At 60.5% G+C, this 17,111-nt stretch carries 10 protein-coding genes and 2 rRNA genes; 8 read left to right on the top strand and 4 right to left on the bottom strand.

The window, feature by feature from the left end:
* Positions 1-17: 17 nt before the first annotated feature.
* Together ASF04_RS04200 and rrf are read left to right on the top strand one after the other, a co-directional pair.
* Positions 18-2,890, top strand: a 23S ribosomal RNA gene (locus ASF04_RS04200).
* A gap of 134 nt (positions 2,891-3,024) precedes the next feature.
* Positions 3,025-3,136, top strand: a 5S ribosomal RNA gene (rrf, locus tag ASF04_RS04195).
* Positions 3,137-3,337: 201 nt separating this feature from the next.
* Here rrf and ASF04_RS04190 read toward each other — a convergent pair.
* Positions 3,338-3,883, bottom strand: coding sequence for an acyloxyacyl hydrolase (locus ASF04_RS04190; RefSeq protein WP_056138337.1), 546 nt, complete (start codon positions 3,881-3,883; stop codon positions 3,338-3,340).
* Positions 3,884-4,014: 131 nt separating this feature from the next.
* On the opposite strand from ASF04_RS04190, the gene ASF04_RS04185 reads away from it, so the two are divergent.
* Positions 4,015-4,902, top strand: coding sequence for an NAD(P)-dependent oxidoreductase (locus ASF04_RS04185; protein WP_082488526.1), 888 nt, complete (start codon positions 4,015-4,017; stop codon positions 4,900-4,902).
* Here the strand turns inward: ASF04_RS04185 and ASF04_RS04180 are convergent.
* A complete protein-coding gene (locus tag ASF04_RS04180; protein ID WP_056138335.1) occupies positions 4,899-6,095 on the bottom strand; it encodes a M20 aminoacylase family protein in 1,197 nt (398 codons plus the stop codon). The two genes, ASF04_RS04185 and ASF04_RS04180, sit on opposite strands and share 4 nt — an antisense overlap.
* A 161-nt stretch (positions 6,096-6,256) precedes the next feature.
* Between ASF04_RS04180 and ASF04_RS04175 the strand changes: the two genes are divergently transcribed.
* The 4 genes from ASF04_RS04175 to ASF04_RS04160 all read left to right on the top strand — a co-directional run bounded on the left by ASF04_RS04175 (position 6,257) and on the right by ASF04_RS04160 (position 13,060).
* Positions 6,257-8,335: a molybdopterin-dependent oxidoreductase gene (locus ASF04_RS04175; protein WP_056138333.1), complete on the top strand. Its 2,079-nt coding sequence runs from the start codon at positions 6,257-6,259 to the stop codon at positions 8,333-8,335.
* 9 nt (positions 8,336-8,344) lie between these two features.
* On the top strand, positions 8,345-9,472 hold the full coding sequence (locus ASF04_RS04170; protein ID WP_056138332.1) for an aminopeptidase: 1,128 nt from the start codon (positions 8,345-8,347) through the stop codon (positions 9,470-9,472).
* Positions 9,473-9,683: 211 nt separating this feature from the next.
* Positions 9,684-11,387 carry a long-chain-fatty-acid--CoA ligase gene (locus ASF04_RS04165; RefSeq protein WP_056138330.1) on the top strand — a complete coding sequence of 568 codons (1,704 nt, stop codon included), beginning with the start codon at positions 9,684-9,686 and terminating at the stop codon, positions 11,385-11,387.
* Positions 11,388-11,389: 2 nt separating this feature from the next.
* Complete coding sequence (locus ASF04_RS04160) at positions 11,390-13,060, top strand: long-chain-fatty-acid--CoA ligase (RefSeq protein WP_056138329.1); 1,671 nt, start codon at positions 11,390-11,392, stop codon at positions 13,058-13,060.
* A 5-nt stretch (positions 13,061-13,065) separates the two neighbouring features.
* Here ASF04_RS04160 and ASF04_RS04155 read toward each other — a convergent pair whose 3' ends face one another.
* Together ASF04_RS04155 and ASF04_RS04150 are read right to left on the bottom strand one after the other, a co-directional pair.
* Positions 13,066-14,688, bottom strand: a complete 1,623-nt coding sequence (locus ASF04_RS04155) for an alkaline phosphatase (RefSeq protein ID WP_056138327.1) — start codon at positions 14,686-14,688, stop codon at positions 13,066-13,068.
* Between the two features lie 36 nt (positions 14,689-14,724).
* Positions 14,725-15,180, bottom strand: a complete 456-nt coding sequence (locus tag ASF04_RS04150; protein ID WP_019923567.1) for an acyl-CoA thioesterase — start codon at positions 15,178-15,180, stop codon at positions 14,725-14,727.
* Between the two features lie 83 nt (positions 15,181-15,263).
* Here ASF04_RS04150 and ASF04_RS04145 point away from each other — a divergent pair, with 83 nt between their 5' ends.
* Positions 15,264-17,093: an ABC transporter ATP-binding protein/permease gene (locus tag ASF04_RS04145; RefSeq protein ID WP_056138326.1), complete on the top strand. Its 1,830-nt coding sequence runs from the start codon at positions 15,264-15,266 to the stop codon at positions 17,091-17,093.
* The last annotated feature ends 18 nt before the right edge of the window (positions 17,094-17,111 follow it).

The raw sequence follows: 17,111 nt of genomic DNA, 5'->3' as shown, positions 1-17,111 counted from the left end.
AGGGGCTAACGTTATAGGGACAAGTGAATAAGTGCACATGGTGGATGCCTTGGCGATTACAGGCGATGAAGGACGTAGTAGCTTGCGATAAGCTGCGGGGAGCTAGCAAACAAGCTTTGATCCGCAGATTTCCGAATGGGGAAACCCGGCCTTTTAGGTCATTGCATGCTGAATACATAGGCATGCAAAGCGAACGCGGCGAACTGAAACATCTAAGTAGCTGCAGGAAAATAAATCAACCGAGATTCCCAAAGTAGTGGCGAGCGAAATGGGAAGAGCCTGTACGTGATAGTCGGACTGATAGWRGAATSCTCTGGAAATRGSARCCATAGCGGGTGATAGYCCCGTAYWCGAAATCAGACCGGTGGTACTAAGCGTACGACAAGTAGGGCGGGACACGAGAAATCCTGTCTGAATATGGGGGGACCATCCTCCAAGGCTAAATACTCGTAATCGACCGATAGTGAACCAGTACCGTGAGGGAAAGGCGAAAAGAACCCCGGGAGGGGAGTGAAATAGATCCTGAAACCGTGTGCATACAAACAGTAGGAGCGGACTTGTTCCGTGACTGCGTACCTTTTGTATAATGGGTCAGCGACTTACATTCAGTGGCAAGGTTAACCRKATAGGGAAGCCGTAGAGAAATCGAGTCCGAACAGGGCGATAGTCGCTGGGTGTAGACCCGAAACCAAGTGATCTACTCATGGCCAGGATGAAGGTGCGGTAACACGCACTGGAGGTCCGAACCCACTAATGTTGAAAAATTAGGGGATGAGCTGTGGGTAGGGGTGAAAGGCTAAACAAACTTGGAAATAGCTGGTTCTCTCCGAAAACTATTTAGGTAGTGCCTCAAGTATCACCATCGGGGGTAGAGCACTGTTATGGCTAGGGGGTCATCGCGACTTACCAAACCATTGCAAACTCCGAATACCGATGAGTGCGAGCTTGGGAGACAGACGTCGGGTGCTAACGTCCGGCGTCAAGAGGGAAACAACCCAGACCGCCAGCTAAGGTCCCAAAGATTGGCTAAGTGGAAAACGAAGTGGGAAGGCTAAAACAGTCAGGATGTTGGCTTAGAAGCAGCCATCATTTAAAGAAAGCGTAATAGCTCACTGATCGAGTCGTCCTGCGCGGAAGATGTAACGGGGCTAAGCCAGTCACCGAAGCTGCGGATATGCGTAAGCATATGGTAGGAGAGCGTTCTGTAAGCCTGCGAAGGTGTCTTGTAAAGGATGCTGGAGGTATCAGAAGTGCGAATGCTGACATGAGTAGCGATAATGGGGGTGAAAAGCCCCCACGCCGTAAGCCCAAGGTTTCCTGTTCAACGTTCATCGGAGCAGGGTGAGTCGGCCCCTAAGGCGAGGCAGAGATGCGTAGCTGATGGGAAGCAGGTTAATATTCCTGCACCGTCGTATGATGCGATGGGGGGACGGATCGCGGAAGGTTGTCTGCCTGTTGGAAGTGGCAGTTTCTGGTTCATAGAAGGCGCTTAGGCAAATCCGGGCGCGTAATTCAAGGGACTGGGACGAAGARCTTCGGYTCTGTAGCAATCGGAAGTGGTTCCAAGAAAAGCCTCTAAGCTTCAGTCATACGAGACCGTACCGCAAACCGACACAGGTGGGCGAGATGAGTATTCTAAGGCGCTTGAGAGAACTCGGGAGAAGGAACTCGGCAAATTGGTACCGTAACTTCGGGAAAAGGTACGCCCCGGTAGCTTGGYYRMTTTACTKYRRTAGGGCGAAAGGGTTGCAATAAACTGGTGGCTGCGACTGTTTAATAAAAACACAGCACTCTGCAAACACGAAAGTGGACGTATAGGGTGTGACGCCTGCCCGGTGCTGGAAGATTAAATGATGGGGTGCAAGCTCTTGATTGAAGTCCCAGTAAACGGCGGCCGTAACTATAACGGTCCTAAGGTAGCGAAATTCCTTGTCGGGTAAGTTCCGACCTGCACGAATGGCGTAACGATGGCCACACTGTCTCCTCCCGAGACTCAGCGAAGTTGAAGTGTTTGTGATGATGCAATCTACCCGCGGCTAGACGGAAAGACCCCATGAACCTTTACTGTAGCTTTGCATTGGACTTTGAATCAATCTGTGTAGGATAGGTGGGAGGCTTTGAAGCRGGAACGCCAGTTCTYGTGGAGCCAACCTTGAAATACCACCCTGGTTCATTTGAGGTTCTAACCTTGGCCCGTTATCCGGGTCGGGGACAGTGCATGGTAGGCAGTTTGACTGGGGCGGTCTCCTCCTAAAGTGTAACGGAGGAGTTCGAAGGTACGCTAGTTACGGTCGGACATCGTGACGATAGTGCAATGGCATAAGCGTGCTTAACTGCGAGACTGACAAGTCGAGCAGGTACGAAAGTAGGACATAGTGATCCGGTGGTTCTGTATGGAAGGGCCATCGCTCAACGGATAAAAGGTACTCTGGGGATAACAGGCTGATTCCTCCCAAGAGTTCATATCGACGGGGGAGTTTGGCACCTCGATGTCGGCTCATCACATCCTGGGGCTGTAGCCGGTCCCAAGGGTATGGCTGTTCGCCATTTAAAGTGGTACGTGAGCTGGGTTTAAAACGTCGTGAGACAGTTTGGTCCCTATCTGCCGTGGGCGTTGGAAATTTGAAGGGGGCTGCTCCTAGTACGAGAGGACCGGAGTGGACGAACCTCTGGTGTACCGGTTGTCACGCCAGTGGCATTGCCGGGTAGCTAAGTTCGGAAGAGATAACCGCTGAAAGCATCTAAGCGGGAAACTTGCCTTGAGATGAGATTTCCCAGAGCCTTGAGCTCTTTGAAGGGTCGTTCGAGACCAGGACGTTGATAGGCTGGGTGTGGAAGTGCAGTAATGCATTAAGCTAACCAGTACTAATTGCCCGTACGGCTTGTCCCTATAACCTTRGCAGGTTATGGTGAATAAGAAGTRCGTTGRAACGTTCGTTGATACAAACAACTTCATTACCCACCTACTTACWACTTCCAGATTCTGAGTAACGTTCACAAGAACGCGACTCGTACAGTTCAATGCCTGATGACCATAGCAAGTCGGTCCCACCCCTTCCCATCCCGAACAGGACCGTGAAACGACTTTGCGCCGATGATAGTGCTGCAACCAGTGTGAAAGTAGGTCCCTTCCCATCCCGAACAGGACCGTGAAACGACTTTGCGCCGATGATAGTGCTGCAACCAGTGTGAAAGTAGGTTATCGTCAGGCTAGTTATATAGAARAACCCCCTTCCAGTGATCTGGTTGGGGGTTTTTCGCGTTTGGGCGTCTATAAGACAGGTATAAAAAAGCGCTTCCGAAGAAGCGCCGATCTGGGAACCTGTGGCGAACCTGTTTAGAAGTGGTACGCCGCCTTCAGTTCCAGGAAGTTTGCGCCGCCATTCGGGCGCTTGATGCTGGCGTTGGAGAAGTGCTGCAACTTGAGCGCGACTTCCCAGTTGTTTTGCATCACGTAGCCGATGCCGATATGGTCGCCGAACTGGAACGCGGTCGATAATTCCCGGCTATCGTTTTTGTACAGGCTGGACAAGAGGTGAACACCGATGCCTGCTTCATAGTAAATCCCCTTCTTGTTGTCATTCTGGAAGCGCAATACCGGGGTGAAGCCGACGTCCCACAGGCCTTTTTCCCAGCCTGGGACGTTGCGGTACTGGTTCTGGCGCCAGTAACCGACGCTGCCTTCCCAGTAGCCGCTCACGTGCGTACCGTTCGACTGGAACCAGCGCTTGTCCCAATCACTGGCTGCGCTCAGGCGCACCATCCGTTGTTTCGGGCCGCTGCCGTAATCGACCGACACCGAGTCGATCAGTTTGTCTTGGGCCATTGCAGCCTGGCTCACCATCAGGGCGGCCACCGCCGCCATCATTGTCTTCGTGAACATAGTATCCTTGGGTTTATTTCCGACTTTTCAGTGCTGTATGCGTGTTTGATACGGCTGGCAAGATTGTACCGGTGTTCCGGATTTTCTTCCGGCGCACCGGTGTTTTGATTACCCTCAGAGCAGGATTGTCTATGCGTATCACTTTTCTCGGTATTGGCTTGATGGGAGATCCCATGGTCCGGCGCCTGCTTGCGGCCGGCCATGCGGTTACGGTCTGGAATCGCACCTTCGCCAAGGCACAGGCGCTCGCCAGCGTCGGCGCGCTGCCGGTGGCGCCGCTGGGCGATGCGTTGCGCGATGCGGGCATCGTCATCTCGATGCTGGAGGCTGGCCCGATCGTGGCGCAAGTCATGCATGACGCTTTGCCATCGCTGGCGCCACAGGCGTTGTGGGTGGACATGAGCTCGACCCAACAGGCGGAGGCGCAGGCGTTTCACGCGTTGTTGCGAGGGCAGGGCAACCGCTTTGTCGATGCGCCGGTGTCCGGCGGCGTGGGTGGGGCGGCCGCCGGCACGCTGGCGATCATGGCGGGTGGTGATGTCGATGATTACGCTGAAGTCGCGCCAATATTGGCGGCGATGGGACGGCCCACCCTGGTGGGCCCAGCCGGCAGCGGCCAGGTGGCCAAGCTATGCAACCAGCTGATTGTCGGCGCCACCATCAATATCGTGGCCGAGGCCATGGTGCTGGCCCAGGCGGCCGGGGCCGATCCTGCCGCGATGCGGACAGCGATACGCGGCGGCTTTGCCGAGAGCAAAATCCTCGATGTTCATGGTCAGCGCATGTTGGAGCGTAACTTTGTCGCTGGCGGCAAGGTGGCTACGCAGGTCAAGGACCAGCGCAACATTCTCGCTGCGGCCGCCGCTGCCGGGGTGGTGCTGCCGGTCACCGCGCTGGTGACGGAGCGGTTCGAGTCGCTGGCCGAGCAGTTGCCGCAGGCGGATCATTCTGCTGCGCTGGTAGCGCTGGAGGGATTGAATCCGGGTGTACGAGTCGGCAGCGGCCTGGACCTGATCTAACCCGCCAGCGGCAAGCTCTTTTCCACCATCCGCACCCAGAAACTCGACCCAATCGGCAACAGGTTGTCGTTGAAATCGTAGCTGCCGTTGTGCAGCACGCATGGACCGAGGCCGTGGCCGCCATCGCGGTGGTCGCCTTCGCCGTTGCCGATGAACATATAGCAGCCGGGCTTAGCCTGCAGGAAGTACGCGAAGTCTTCCGCGCCCATGGTTGGTTCCACTTGGTCGTCCACCCGCTCGGCGCCCAATACTTCCTTCATCACCTCCACCGCGAAACGGGTTTCGGCCGGGTGGTTGACCAGCGGCGGGTAGTTGCGGCGGAAGCGGAACTCCGCCTCGGCGCCGAAGGCCGCCGCCGTGTGGCGCGCGATTTCTTCCATGCGCTGTTCGATCAGGTCGAGCACCGGCCAGGTGAAGGTACGCACCGTGCCCACCATCTTGGCGTCGTCGGGAATCACGTTGGTGGCGCTGCCGGCATGGATTTGCGTGATCGACAGCACGGCAGTATCGAGCGGGCTTTTCTGGCGGCTGATGATGGTCTGCCAGCTTTGCGCGATCTGCACCGCCACCATCACCGGGTCGATGCCCTTGTGCGGTTGCGCCGCGTGCGCGCCCTTGCCCTTGATGGTCAGGTAGAACTCGTTACTGGACGCCATCATCGGGCCCTCGACCACGCTCATGTGGCCGGCCGGAATGCCGGGCCAGTTGTGCATGCCGTAGATCGCATCCATCGGGCATTGTTCAAATAAGCCGTCCTCGATCATGCGCTTGGCGCCGGCGCCACCTTCTTCGGCCGGCTGGAACACCAGGTACACCGTGCCATCGAAGTTGCGGTGCTCGGCCAGGTGTTTGGCCGCGCCCAGCAGCATGGCGGTGTGGCCATCGTGGCCGCAGGCGTGCATCTTGCCCGGATGGCGCGAGGCGTGGTCAAAAGTATTAATTTCCTGCATGGGCAGCGCGTCCATGTCGGCGCGCAGGCCGATCGAGCGTTCGGACGTGCCATGCTTGATGATGCCGACCACGCCGGTCACGCCCAGGCCGCGGATGACGGGAATGCCCCACTGCGTGAGCTTGTCGGCGACCACGTCGGACGTGCGCTGCTCTTCGTAGCAGAGTTCTGGATGGGCATGCAGATCGCGGCGGATCTGCTGTATTTCGGATTGAAACGCAATGATGGGATCAACTAGTTTCATCTGCTTCTCCATATGGGATTTCGCTTGCCTTGTGAGTAGCGAGAAGGACCATTGTAGCCCGTGTGCGTCAACTTTATCCAGAGCGGACTCAAGCCGGCATAAGCAGGACCCTAATCGTTTACCATATTGTTTTTACGCCTCCCGCTATTTTGGATCCAGACATGACAAGCACACAAGTTCGCGCGGCCTGCCCGCTCGACTGCCCCGACACCTGCGCCCTGCTGGTGACCGTGGAAGACGGCGTGGCCACCGCCGTCAAGGGCGACCCCGACCACCCGACCACGGCCGGCGTGCTGTGCACCAAGGTGTCGCGCTATACCGAGCGTACCTACCACGACGAGCGCCTGCTGCATCCGTTGCGCCGCGTGGGTGCCAAGGGCGAGGGCAAGTTCGAGCGTATCAGCTGGGACGAGGCGCTGCGCACCATTGCCGACCGCCTGGCGCCGATCGCCGCGCGCGATCCGGAAGCGATCCTGCCGTACAGCTACTGCGGCACCATGGGCCTGGTCCAGGGCGAATCGATGTCCTCGCGCTTTTTCAACCAGCTCGGCGCCTCGCTGCTGGACCGCACCGTGTGCGCCACGGCCGGCTTTACCGGCTACCGGTACACCATCGGCGCCTCGGTGGGTACCGACATGGAGCAGTTTCAAAATGCCAAGCTGATCATCATCTGGGGCGGCAACCCGATTGCGTCCAACCTGCACTTCTGGACCCGCGCCCAGGAAGCCAAGCGTCATGGCGCCAAGTTGATTGCCATCGACCCGTACCGCTCGCTCACGGCCGAAAAATGCCACCAGCACATCTCCCTGCTGCCCGGTACCGACGCCGCGCTGGCGCTGGGCCTGATGCACGTGCTGATCGCCGAAGACCTGCTCGACCACGACTACATCGCCGATTACACGCTGGGCTTTGACGAGCTCAAGGCACGCGCGGCGGAATGGACGCCCGAGCGCACCGCTGCCACCTGCGGCATCACCGCTGACGAAGTGGTGGACCTGGCGCGCCTGTACGGCCAGACCGCCAAGGCCGGCTTGCCGGTGGCGATCCGTACCAACTACGGCGTGCAACGCGTGCGCGGCGGCGGCATGGCGGTGCGCAATATCGCCTGCCTGCCGGCGCTGGTCGGCGCCTGGCGCCACGCGGCCGGCGGCGTGCAACTGTCGTCGAGCGGCTCGTTCCCGACCAACAAGCCGGCGCTGCAACGGCCGGACTTGCTGAAAAAAACGCCGCGCACCATCAACATGACCACCATCGGCGACGATTTGTTGCGCCCGGCTTCGCCCGCGTTCGGCCCGCAGGTGGAAGCAATCATCGTGTACAACTCCAACCCGGTGGCAATCGCTCCCGACTCGTCGAAAGTGGCGGCCGGCTTCGCCCGCGAAGATTTGTTTACGGTGGTGATCGAGCAGTTCCAGACCGATACGGCGGACTACGCCGACATCGTGCTGCCTGCCACCACCCAGCTCGAACACATCGACGCCCACACGTCGTACGGCCACCTGTACATGATGGCCAACAACGCCGCCATTACGCCGCTGGGCGAGTCCAAGCCCAACACGGAAATCTTCCGGCTGCTGGCGCGCGCCATGGGTTTTACCGATCCGTGCTTTGCCGAGACCGACGACCAGCTGGCCGCGCAAGCGTTCAAGACCAGCGACGTCCGCGCCATGCACTTCGACTGGGAATCGCTGAAACAGCAGGGCTGGCAAAAGCTCAACATGCCCGCGGCGCCGTTTGCCCACGGCGGCTTTCCCACGCCATCGGGCAAGTGCGAGTTTTACTCGGCGCAGATGGCGGCGGACGGCCTCGACCCGCTGCCGACCTACCTCGAACCGTACGAATCTGTTGCAAGCAACCCTCAACTTGCACAGCGCTATCCACTGGCGATGATTTCTCCGCCGGCGCGCAATTTCCTCAATTCGACGTTCGTCAACGTCAAGAGTTTGCGGGCGGCCGAGGGCGAGCCGCACCTCGATATTCACCCGCTTGACGCCGCTGCACGCGGCGTCGCCCATGGGGAAATGGTGAGGATTTTTAATGATCGCGGCACCTTCGTGGCCAGGGCGCGGGTGACCGATAAAGCCCGGCAGGGCCTGGTGGTCGGATTGTCAGTGTGGTGGAAAAAGCTTGCCAGCGACGGCAAGAATGCCAACGAAGTCACCAGTCAACGGCTTACCGACATGGGCCGCGCACCGACGTTTTACGATACACTCGTACAGGTTGAAAGAGTTAGTGCTTGAAGGTAATGTATGCGCCAATTTGCCCGCCGCGTTCTTCGTACCAAGTATTGGCTGGTAGCGGCGTGCACGCTGGCGATGCTGGCAGGCTGCGCCCAGGTCAGGTACTACATGCAGGCGGCGCAAGGACAATATTCGCTGTGGTCGGACGCCCGTCCGATCGATGACTGGCTCGGCGACCCCGCCACCGATCCGCAACTGAAAGCCCGGCTCGAAAAAGCGCTGCTGATCCGCCGCTTCGCGGTGCAGGAGTTGGGCCTGCCCGATAACGCCTCCTATAAAAACTACGCCGCGCTGTCGCGGCCGTTCGTGCTGTGGAACGTGGTGGCCACGCCCGAGCTGTCGCTGCGGCCGATCCAGTGGTGCTTCCCGATTGCCGGCTGCGTCAGCTATCGCGGCTACTACAGCAAGGGCGACGCCATGGCCTACGCCGACGAACTGCGCGGCGAAGGCAACGACGTGCAAGTGGGCGGCGTGCCGGCGTACTCCACGCTGGGCTGGTTCAGCGATCCGCTGCTGTCCACCTTCATCAATTACTCGGATGCCGAACTGGCGCGCATGGTGTTCCACGAACTGGCGCACCAGGTGGTGTACGTGCCCGGCGATACCCAGTTCAACGAAAGCTTTGCCACGGCGGTGGAAGAGGCCGGCGTGCAGCGCTGGCTGGAGCTGTACGGCACCGACGACATGCGCCTGGCTTACATGCGCTACAACGGCCGCCGTGCCGAATTTCTGGAACTGCTGGTGCGCCACCGGCAAATGCTGGCCGATAACTACGCCAGCAAAACCAGCGTGCGCCACCGCCGCGCCGAGAAGGCGCGCATCTTTGCCCACCTTCAATCGGACTACCTGAAGCTCAAGGAAAGCTGGGGCGGCTATGCCGGTTACGACCGCTGGTTTGCCGAGCCGCTGACCAATGCGCACCTGAGCGCGGTAGGTACCTATCATGATTACTTGCCGGCATTTAGAAGCTTGCTCAAGAAAGAAAGAACGTTCGTGCGATTTTATGGTGCGGTGCAAAAAATGGCTGCGCTTGATTTTGCTCAGCGCCAGCAGCGCCTCGATCAACTCGCGCGCACCGCAACAGCGGACAGCGTGCCCGCAGAGGATGGACAAAAGGCCGCACCGGGCATGTTGTGATACCGCTCCCATGCTGCTATGCAACATGATTTGCTCGTCTTAACGCGTTAGAAGGCGCGTTCTAATTATGTTCAAATGCGCTTGCGTCCGCGTCAACTGACCGATAGCATCGCGTTATCAGCAGGCTCGGACAGTGCGCACAGACGACACGCCACCCCTGACCCGGCACCATGCGCCGGCCCACAACGATAACGAGACAAGAGGCACAGGCATGGAAAAAATCTGGTTGAAGTCCTATCCCCCCGGCATGCCGGCAGAGATAGATACTGCACAGTACGGTTCCCTGGTGCAGATGCTGGAAGAGTCCTTCCGCAAGTACGCAGACCGCAATGCCTATGTCTGCATGGACAAATACCTCACCTATGCCGAGCTCGATAATTATTCGAAGCGCCTGGGCGCCTGGCTGCAAAGCCGGGGCATGAAGCAGGGCGCGCGCGTGGGCATCATGATGCCCAACGTGCTGCAATACCCGATCGCGATTGCCGCCATCCTGCGCGCCGGCTATACCGTGGTCAACATCAACCCGCTGTACACGCCGCGCGAGCTCGAGCATCAGCTCAACGATGCCGGCTGCAGCGCCATCGTGATCCTGGAAAACTTCGCCCACACGCTCGAGCAGGTGCTGCCGCGCACCCAGGTCAAGCACGTCGTGGTGGCCACCATGGGCGAGATGCTGGGCTTTGCCAAGGGGCTGCTGGTCAACTTCGTGGTGCGTAACGTCAAGCACCTGGTGCCGGCGTACTCGCTGCCCAACGCGGTGCGCTTCAAGGCGGCGCTGTCGCACGGCGCCGGCATGAAACTCACACCGGTCGATATCAAGCCTGCCGATCCCGCCTTCCTGCAATACACGGGCGGCACCACCGGCGTGGCCAAGGGCGCCGTGCTCACGCACCAGAACATTATCGCCAACATGCTGCAGATGGAGACATGGGCGGAGCCGGCCGTCGGCATGGTCGATGCCCAGCCGGTGATGGTGGCGGCGCTGCCGCTGTATCACATCTTCGCGCTGACCGTGTGCGCCATGTGGGGCATGCGCAGCGGCATGCTCAACCTCCTGATCCCGAATCCGCGCGATATCGGCGGTTTCATCAAGGAGCTGGGCAAGTATCGCTTCAATATGCTGCCGGCGGTAAATACCTTGTTCAATGGCTTGCTCAACCATCCCGATTTCGGCCACCTCGATTTCTCCAGCCTCAAGCTCAGCTTTGGCGGCGGCATGGCGGTGCAGCAGGTGGTGGCCGAGCGCTGGTTCAAGGCCACCGGCTCACCGATCATCGAGGGTTACGGCCTGTCCGAAACCGCGCCGGTCGCTACCTGCAACCGCGGCGATGCTGTGGCGTTCAGCGGCACCATCGGCCTGCCGATTCCATCGACCGACATTGCCATCCTCGACGATGATGGGCACGAGGTGCCGCTGGGCCAGCGTGGCGAAATCGCCATCCGTGGCCCGCAGGTAATGGCCGGCTACTGGAACCGTCCGGACGAGACCGCCAAGGTGATGACCGCCGACGGCTACTTCAAATCGGGTGACATCGGCATCATGAACGAAGGCGGCTACGTGAAAATTGTCGACCGCAAGAAAGACATGATCCTGGTGTCCGGCTTCAATGTGTATCCGAACGAACTCGAAGAAGTGGTTGCCGCCCACCCTGGCGTGCTCGAGTGCGCCTGCGTGGGCGTGCCGGACGAGCATTCGGGCGAAGCCGTCAAAATGTTCGTGGTGCGCAAGGACCCTAACCTCACCGCCGAGACCCTGATGGCGTACTGCAAGCAAAACCTGACCGGCTACAAGAAGCCGAAATATATCGAATTCCGGGACGAATTGCCTAAAACCAATGTGGGCAAGATCCTGCGGCGTATGCTGCGGGACGACAATACCCAACAACAGAAAAAACCGAACGAAAAGGCTGCATAACGATGGAAAAAATCTGGCTCAAGTCCTATCCCGAGGGCGTCCCGGCGGAAATCGACAGCACGCAATTCCGCTCGATCACGCACTTGCTGGAAGAAGCATTCCGCAAGTACGCCGACCGCAATGCCTATGTGTGCATGGACAAGTTCCTCACCTACCGCGAGCTGGACCAGCTGTCGCAGCAGATGGGCGCCTGGCTGCAAAGCCTGGGCCTGTCGCCGGGCGCGCGGGTGGCGATCATGATGCCGAACGTGTTGCAGTACCCGGTGGCGATGGCGGCCATCCTGCGTGCCGGCTACACGGTGGTCAACGTCAACCCGCTGTACACGCCGCGCGAGTTGCAGCACCAGCTGATCGATTCCGGTTCCGAAGCCATCATCGTGCTGGAAAACTTTGCCACCACCTTGCAGCAGGTGGTCGCCAACACCAAGGTCAAGCACGTGGTGGTGGCTACCATGGGTGACATGCTGGGTTTGGTAAAGGGCACGATCGTCAACCTGGTGGTGCGCAAGGTGAAAAAACTGGTGCCCGCGTTCTCGCTGCCCGGCTCGATCTCGTACAAGAAAATGATGGCGGCTGCCGCCGGCATGACCTTAAAGCCGGTCAAGCAGGGCCACGACGACATCGCCTTCCTGCAATACACGGGCGGCACCACGGGCGTGTCGAAAGGCGCGGTGCTGCTGCACCGTAACATCATCGCCAACGTGCTGCAAAACGAGGCATGGCTGCAATTCAAGCACAGCAACGAGCAACTGGTGTTCGTGGCGGCGCTGCCGCTTTACCACATCTATTCGCTGACGGTGAGCGCCTTCATGGGCATGCGCATGGGTGGGCTCACTTTGCTGATTCCTAACCCGCGCGATATCCCTGGCTTCGTGAAGGAACTGGCCAAGTACCGCGTGGCGGTGCTGCCGGCCGTGAACACCCTGTACAACGCGCTGCTCAACAACCCGGAGTTTTCCAGGCTTGATTTCTCCAGCTACTCGGTGTGCAACGGCGGCGGCATGGCGGTGCAGAAGGCCGTGGCCGACAAGTGGCTCAAGGTGACTGGCACGCCGATTATCGAAGGCTACGGCTTGTCCGAAACGTCGCCGGTGGCCACCGCCAACCGCGTCGATATCAAGGAGTTCACCGGCACCATCGGCCTGCCGATTCCGTCAACCGAGGTGCTGATCATCGATGACGACGGCCGCGCAGTACCGCTGGGCCAAACCGGCGAAATCGCCATCCGAGGCCCGCAGGTGATGGCCGGCTACTGGAACCGCGCCGACGAAACCGCCAAGACCATGACCGCCGACGGCTTCTTCAAGACCGGCGACATCGGCATCATGGATGAGCGTGGTTACACCCGCATCGTCGACCGCAAGAAGGACATGATCATCGTCTCGGGTTTCAATGTGTACCCGAACGAAGTAGAGGGCGTGGTGGCCGGCCACCCGGGCGTGCTGGAGGTGGCGTGCATCGGCGTGCCGGACAAGAATTCGGGCGAGGCTGTCAAACTGTTCGTGGTGCGCAAGGATCCGAACCTGACGGCCGAGCAGTTGCTGGACTTCTGCAAGCACGAACTCACGGCGTATAAAAAACCGAAGTTCGTCGAATTCCGCGATGAGCTGCCGAAGACCAACGTGGGCAAGATTTTGCGGCGCCAGTTGCGCGATGAAAAGCCGGCGGCTTAGCCAAACTACACCTTCACCACCCCGGCGCGGCCATTCCTCACGACAAAACTGGCCGCCGTCGCGATTGCGCTCCCCGCATCCTGCACGTCGGCCAGCGCCTGGAAGTGCGCCGTGGTTGTTTCGGGCGTGACGTCCAGTAGCATGAAGCCGCGCTGGTCGCTCTTGCCATACTTGATCCCCGGATTGATCGCCACGTATTCCTCGGTGCGCTTTTGCGGCCGTGACGGCGACGTGATCGACGTGCCGCAAAATTCGCTGGCCAGTACCTGGTTGTTCCTGGTCGCGGCCCGGGTGGGATAGCGGCTGATTTCGGCCGCAAAAAAGCTGTGCACATCGCCCGACAGCACCACCGGGTTGCTGGCGCCGCTGGTCCTCAGCGACTCGAGCAGGCGCTGGCGCGCCAGCGGGTAACCGTCCCAGCCATCGGTCCAGATCCGCACGTCCGCGTCCTGCTTGAACGGCAGCTGGCTGTTCTGCGCTATCAGCGTCTGCTGCGCCAGGATGTTCCAGCGCGCTGGCGACGACGCCAGGCCATCATCGAGCCAGCGCTGCTGGACGTCGCCCAGCATGGTGCGCTGCGGGTCACTGAGCGCGGCGCAGTCGCGCCGGATCACCGAGGTGGAACCGCCGCGCCCCTTGGGCGGGCACGCGTGCCAGGCGCGGTACTGGCGGTCGTCAAGCACGTGGAAGCGCGCCAGCCGCCCCCAGTCGTAGCGCTGGTAGATGCGCATGTTGGCGAAGTCGCCGGGCTTGGGCACCGACAGGCGCAGCGGCATGTGTTCGTAGAACGCCTGGTAGGCTGCTGCGCGGCGCAGGATGAATTCGGGGTTGAGCCGCTCGTCGCGGTCGGCCGCGTAGTCGTTGGCCACTTCGTGGTCGTCCCAGGTGACGATCCATGGCGCCACGTGGTGCGCGGCCTGCAGGTGGGCGTCGCTCTTGTACTGGGCGTAGCGGTTGCGGTAATCGGCCAGGGTGAACGATTCCGACACGCGCACGGCGCGCTTCGGGTGCTGGAGCTGGTACGGTCCCCACTCGTAGATGTAATCGCCGAGGAAGGCCACCAGGTCGGGCGCAGCGGCGGCGATGTGGCGGTGGGCGGCGTAGGTGCCGAATTCCCAGTGCTGGCACGAGGCTACGGCCAGCTTCAGGCGCTCGGGCATGCTGGCCGCTGCCGGCGCGGTGCGGGTGCGGCCCACGGGGCTGACCGCGTCACCGAGGATGAAGCGGTAGAAGTACCAGCGCCCCGGCGTCAAACCCTTCACGTCGACGTGTACGCTGTGTGCGAGGGCGGGTGTGGCGGTGGTGCTGCCCTTCGCCACGATGCGCCCGAAATGCTCGTCGTCGGCCATTTCCCAGCGCACGGGAATGGCAAGCGCCGGCATCGCGGCGGCGTTCAGGGGATCGTAGAGGATGCGGGTCCAGATGACCACCGCGTCGGGCAGGGGGGAGCCGGAGGCGACGCCCAGGCTGAACGGATAGGCACCCTGGCCGGCGCTGACGGGCATGGTCGGGCGCGCGCCTGCGGTGCTGTTTGCATTGCCACTGCGGCTGTCATGGCACGCAGCCAGCGTCGCCAGCCCGGCCAGGTGGCCGGCGGTGGCCAGGAAGATGCGGCGCTGGTTATCCATGACCGCGCGCAGGGCAGGGCATCCGGCCGACCCCAATCATGCAGGCTGGGCGTGGATCAGCGTTTCAATGGGCGGCACCTTGCGCGGCTTGCGGTCGGAGTCGGTCGCCACGTAGGTCAGCACGGCCTCGGTGACCTTGACGGTGTCCGCTTGCAGGCGGTTGCGCTCCGCGTACACCTCGACGTTGACGGTGATGGACGTATTGCCAACCTTGACGATATCAGCATAGAACGACAGCAGGTCGCCGACGAACACGGGGTTCTTGAACACGAAGGAATTGACGGCGATGGTCGCCACGCGGCCATTGGCCCGGCGCGTGGCCGGCAGCGAACCGGCGATATCGACCTGCGCCATGATCCAGCCGCCGAACACGTCGCCGTAGACATTGGCGTCGGACGGGGAGGGCATCATGCGCAGTTCCGGCATTTTCCCAGCGGGCAGGCCCCGGTTGATGGTGGTGATGGCAAGCGGGGTTTTTTCTGGGGTGGTCATCGTGAAATCTCGGCAAGGGCTACAATGACCAAGATTGAACCATAAAAAGCCCCCCGCTGCCCACCCCGCCCAATCTTGCCCCTATGCGCCGTTATCCGAATTCGCCAGCCGACGCCAGCGTCCAGCCAGCCCCCCGTTCCCGCACCGACCTCGCCACCCTGAAAACCCTGCTGCCCTACCTGTGGGTGTACAAGTGGCGCGTGCTGCTGGCGCTGGGCTGCCTGGTGGGCGCCAAGCTTGCCAACGTGGGCGTGCCGATCGTGATGAAGCGCCTGATCGACTCGCTCACCATCACGCCGCAGCATCCACAGGCGCTCTTGGTACTGCCGGTGGCGGCGCTGGTGGTGTATGGCTTGCTGCGGCTATCGACCACGGTATTTACCGAGCTGCGCGAGTTCCTGTTCGCGCGGGTGACGCAGCGCGCCGTGCGCACCATCGCGCTGCAAGTGTTCCGCCACCTGCACGCGCTGTCGCTGCGCTTTCACCTCAATCGCCAGACCGGCGGCATGACGCGCGATATCGAGCGCGGCACGCGCGCGGTCGGTTCGCTCATTTCCTACACCCTGTTCAACATCCTGCCCACGCTGGTGGAGATCACGCTGGTGCTGGGTTATCTGGTGCTGCATTACGATATCTGGTTCAGTGTGATCACGTTCGTTGCGCTGGTGTCGTACATCGTGTTTACCGTGACGGTGACCAACTGGCGCACGCACTTCCGCCGCACCATGAACGAACTCGATTCCAAGGCCAATACCCGTGCGATCGATTCGCTGATCAACTATGAGACCGTCAAGTACTTCGGCAACGAAGACTACGAAGCGAAACGCTACGATGACGGCTTGCAGCATTACGAGTCGGCAGCGGTCAAGTCGCAAACCTCGCTGTCGGTCCTGAACACCGGGCAGTCGCTGATCATCGCGGTGGCCGTTACGCTGATCCTGTGGCGCGCCACCGAGGGCGTAATTGCCGGCACCATGACCCTGGGCGACCTGGTACTGGTGAACTCGTTCATGATCCAGCTGTACATCCCGCTCAACTTCCTCGGCGTGATCTACCGCGAGATCAAGCAAAGCCTGGCCGATATGGAAAAGCTGTTTTCGCTGCTGGACCAGAACCGCGAAATCGCCGATGCCAAGGACGCGCAGCCGCTGGCAACCACCGGTGCGGAGGTGCGCTTCAACCATGTCGATTTTAGCTACGAGGCCAAGCGCCAGATCCTGTTCGATGTCGATTTCACGATCGCCCCCGGTACCACCACGGCAGTGGTGGGCCATAGCGGCTCGGGCAAGTCCACCTTGTCGCGCCTGCTGTTCCGCTTCTATGAAGTCAATACGGGCAGCATCTCGATCGACGGCCAGGATCTGCGGTCGCTGACGCAGGATTCAGTGCGCCACGCGATCGGCATCGTGCCGCAGGATACGGTGCTGTTCAACGACACCATCGAATACAACATCGCCTACGGCAAGCCGGGCGCCACGCGCGAAGACATCGTGGCGGCCGCGCGCGCGGCGTCGATCCACGACTTCGTGGAGAGCCTGCCGGACGGCTATGCCACCATGGTGGGCGAGCGCGGACTGAAACTGTCGGGCGGCGAAAAGCAGCGCGTGGCAATCGCCCGTACCCTGCTCAAGAATCCGGCCATCCTGATTTTTGACGAGGCCACGTCGGCGCTCGATTCGAAAGCCGAGCAGGCGATCCAGGCGCAGTTGAAGGAAATCGCCAAGAGCCGCACCACGCTGGTCATCGCGCACCGCCTGTCCACGGTGGCCGATGCGCAGCAGATCCTGGTGCTCGATCATGGCCGCATCGTCGAGCGTGGCACCCACCAGGCGCTGCTGGCTGCCGATGGGCTATATGCGCAGATGTGGCAGCGCCAGCAGGCCAGGCAGGACGAAGACGTCGCAGCACAATAAAAAAAAGCCCGTTCAGTC

The organism is Duganella sp. Leaf61 (genome assembly GCF_001421905.1).
Classification (GTDB): domain Bacteria; phylum Pseudomonadota; class Gammaproteobacteria; order Burkholderiales; family Burkholderiaceae_D; genus Rugamonas; species Rugamonas zoogloeoides.
The sequence above is the reverse complement of the archived record's forward strand: the minus strand, read 5'-3'. Positions and strand labels throughout refer to the sequence as shown.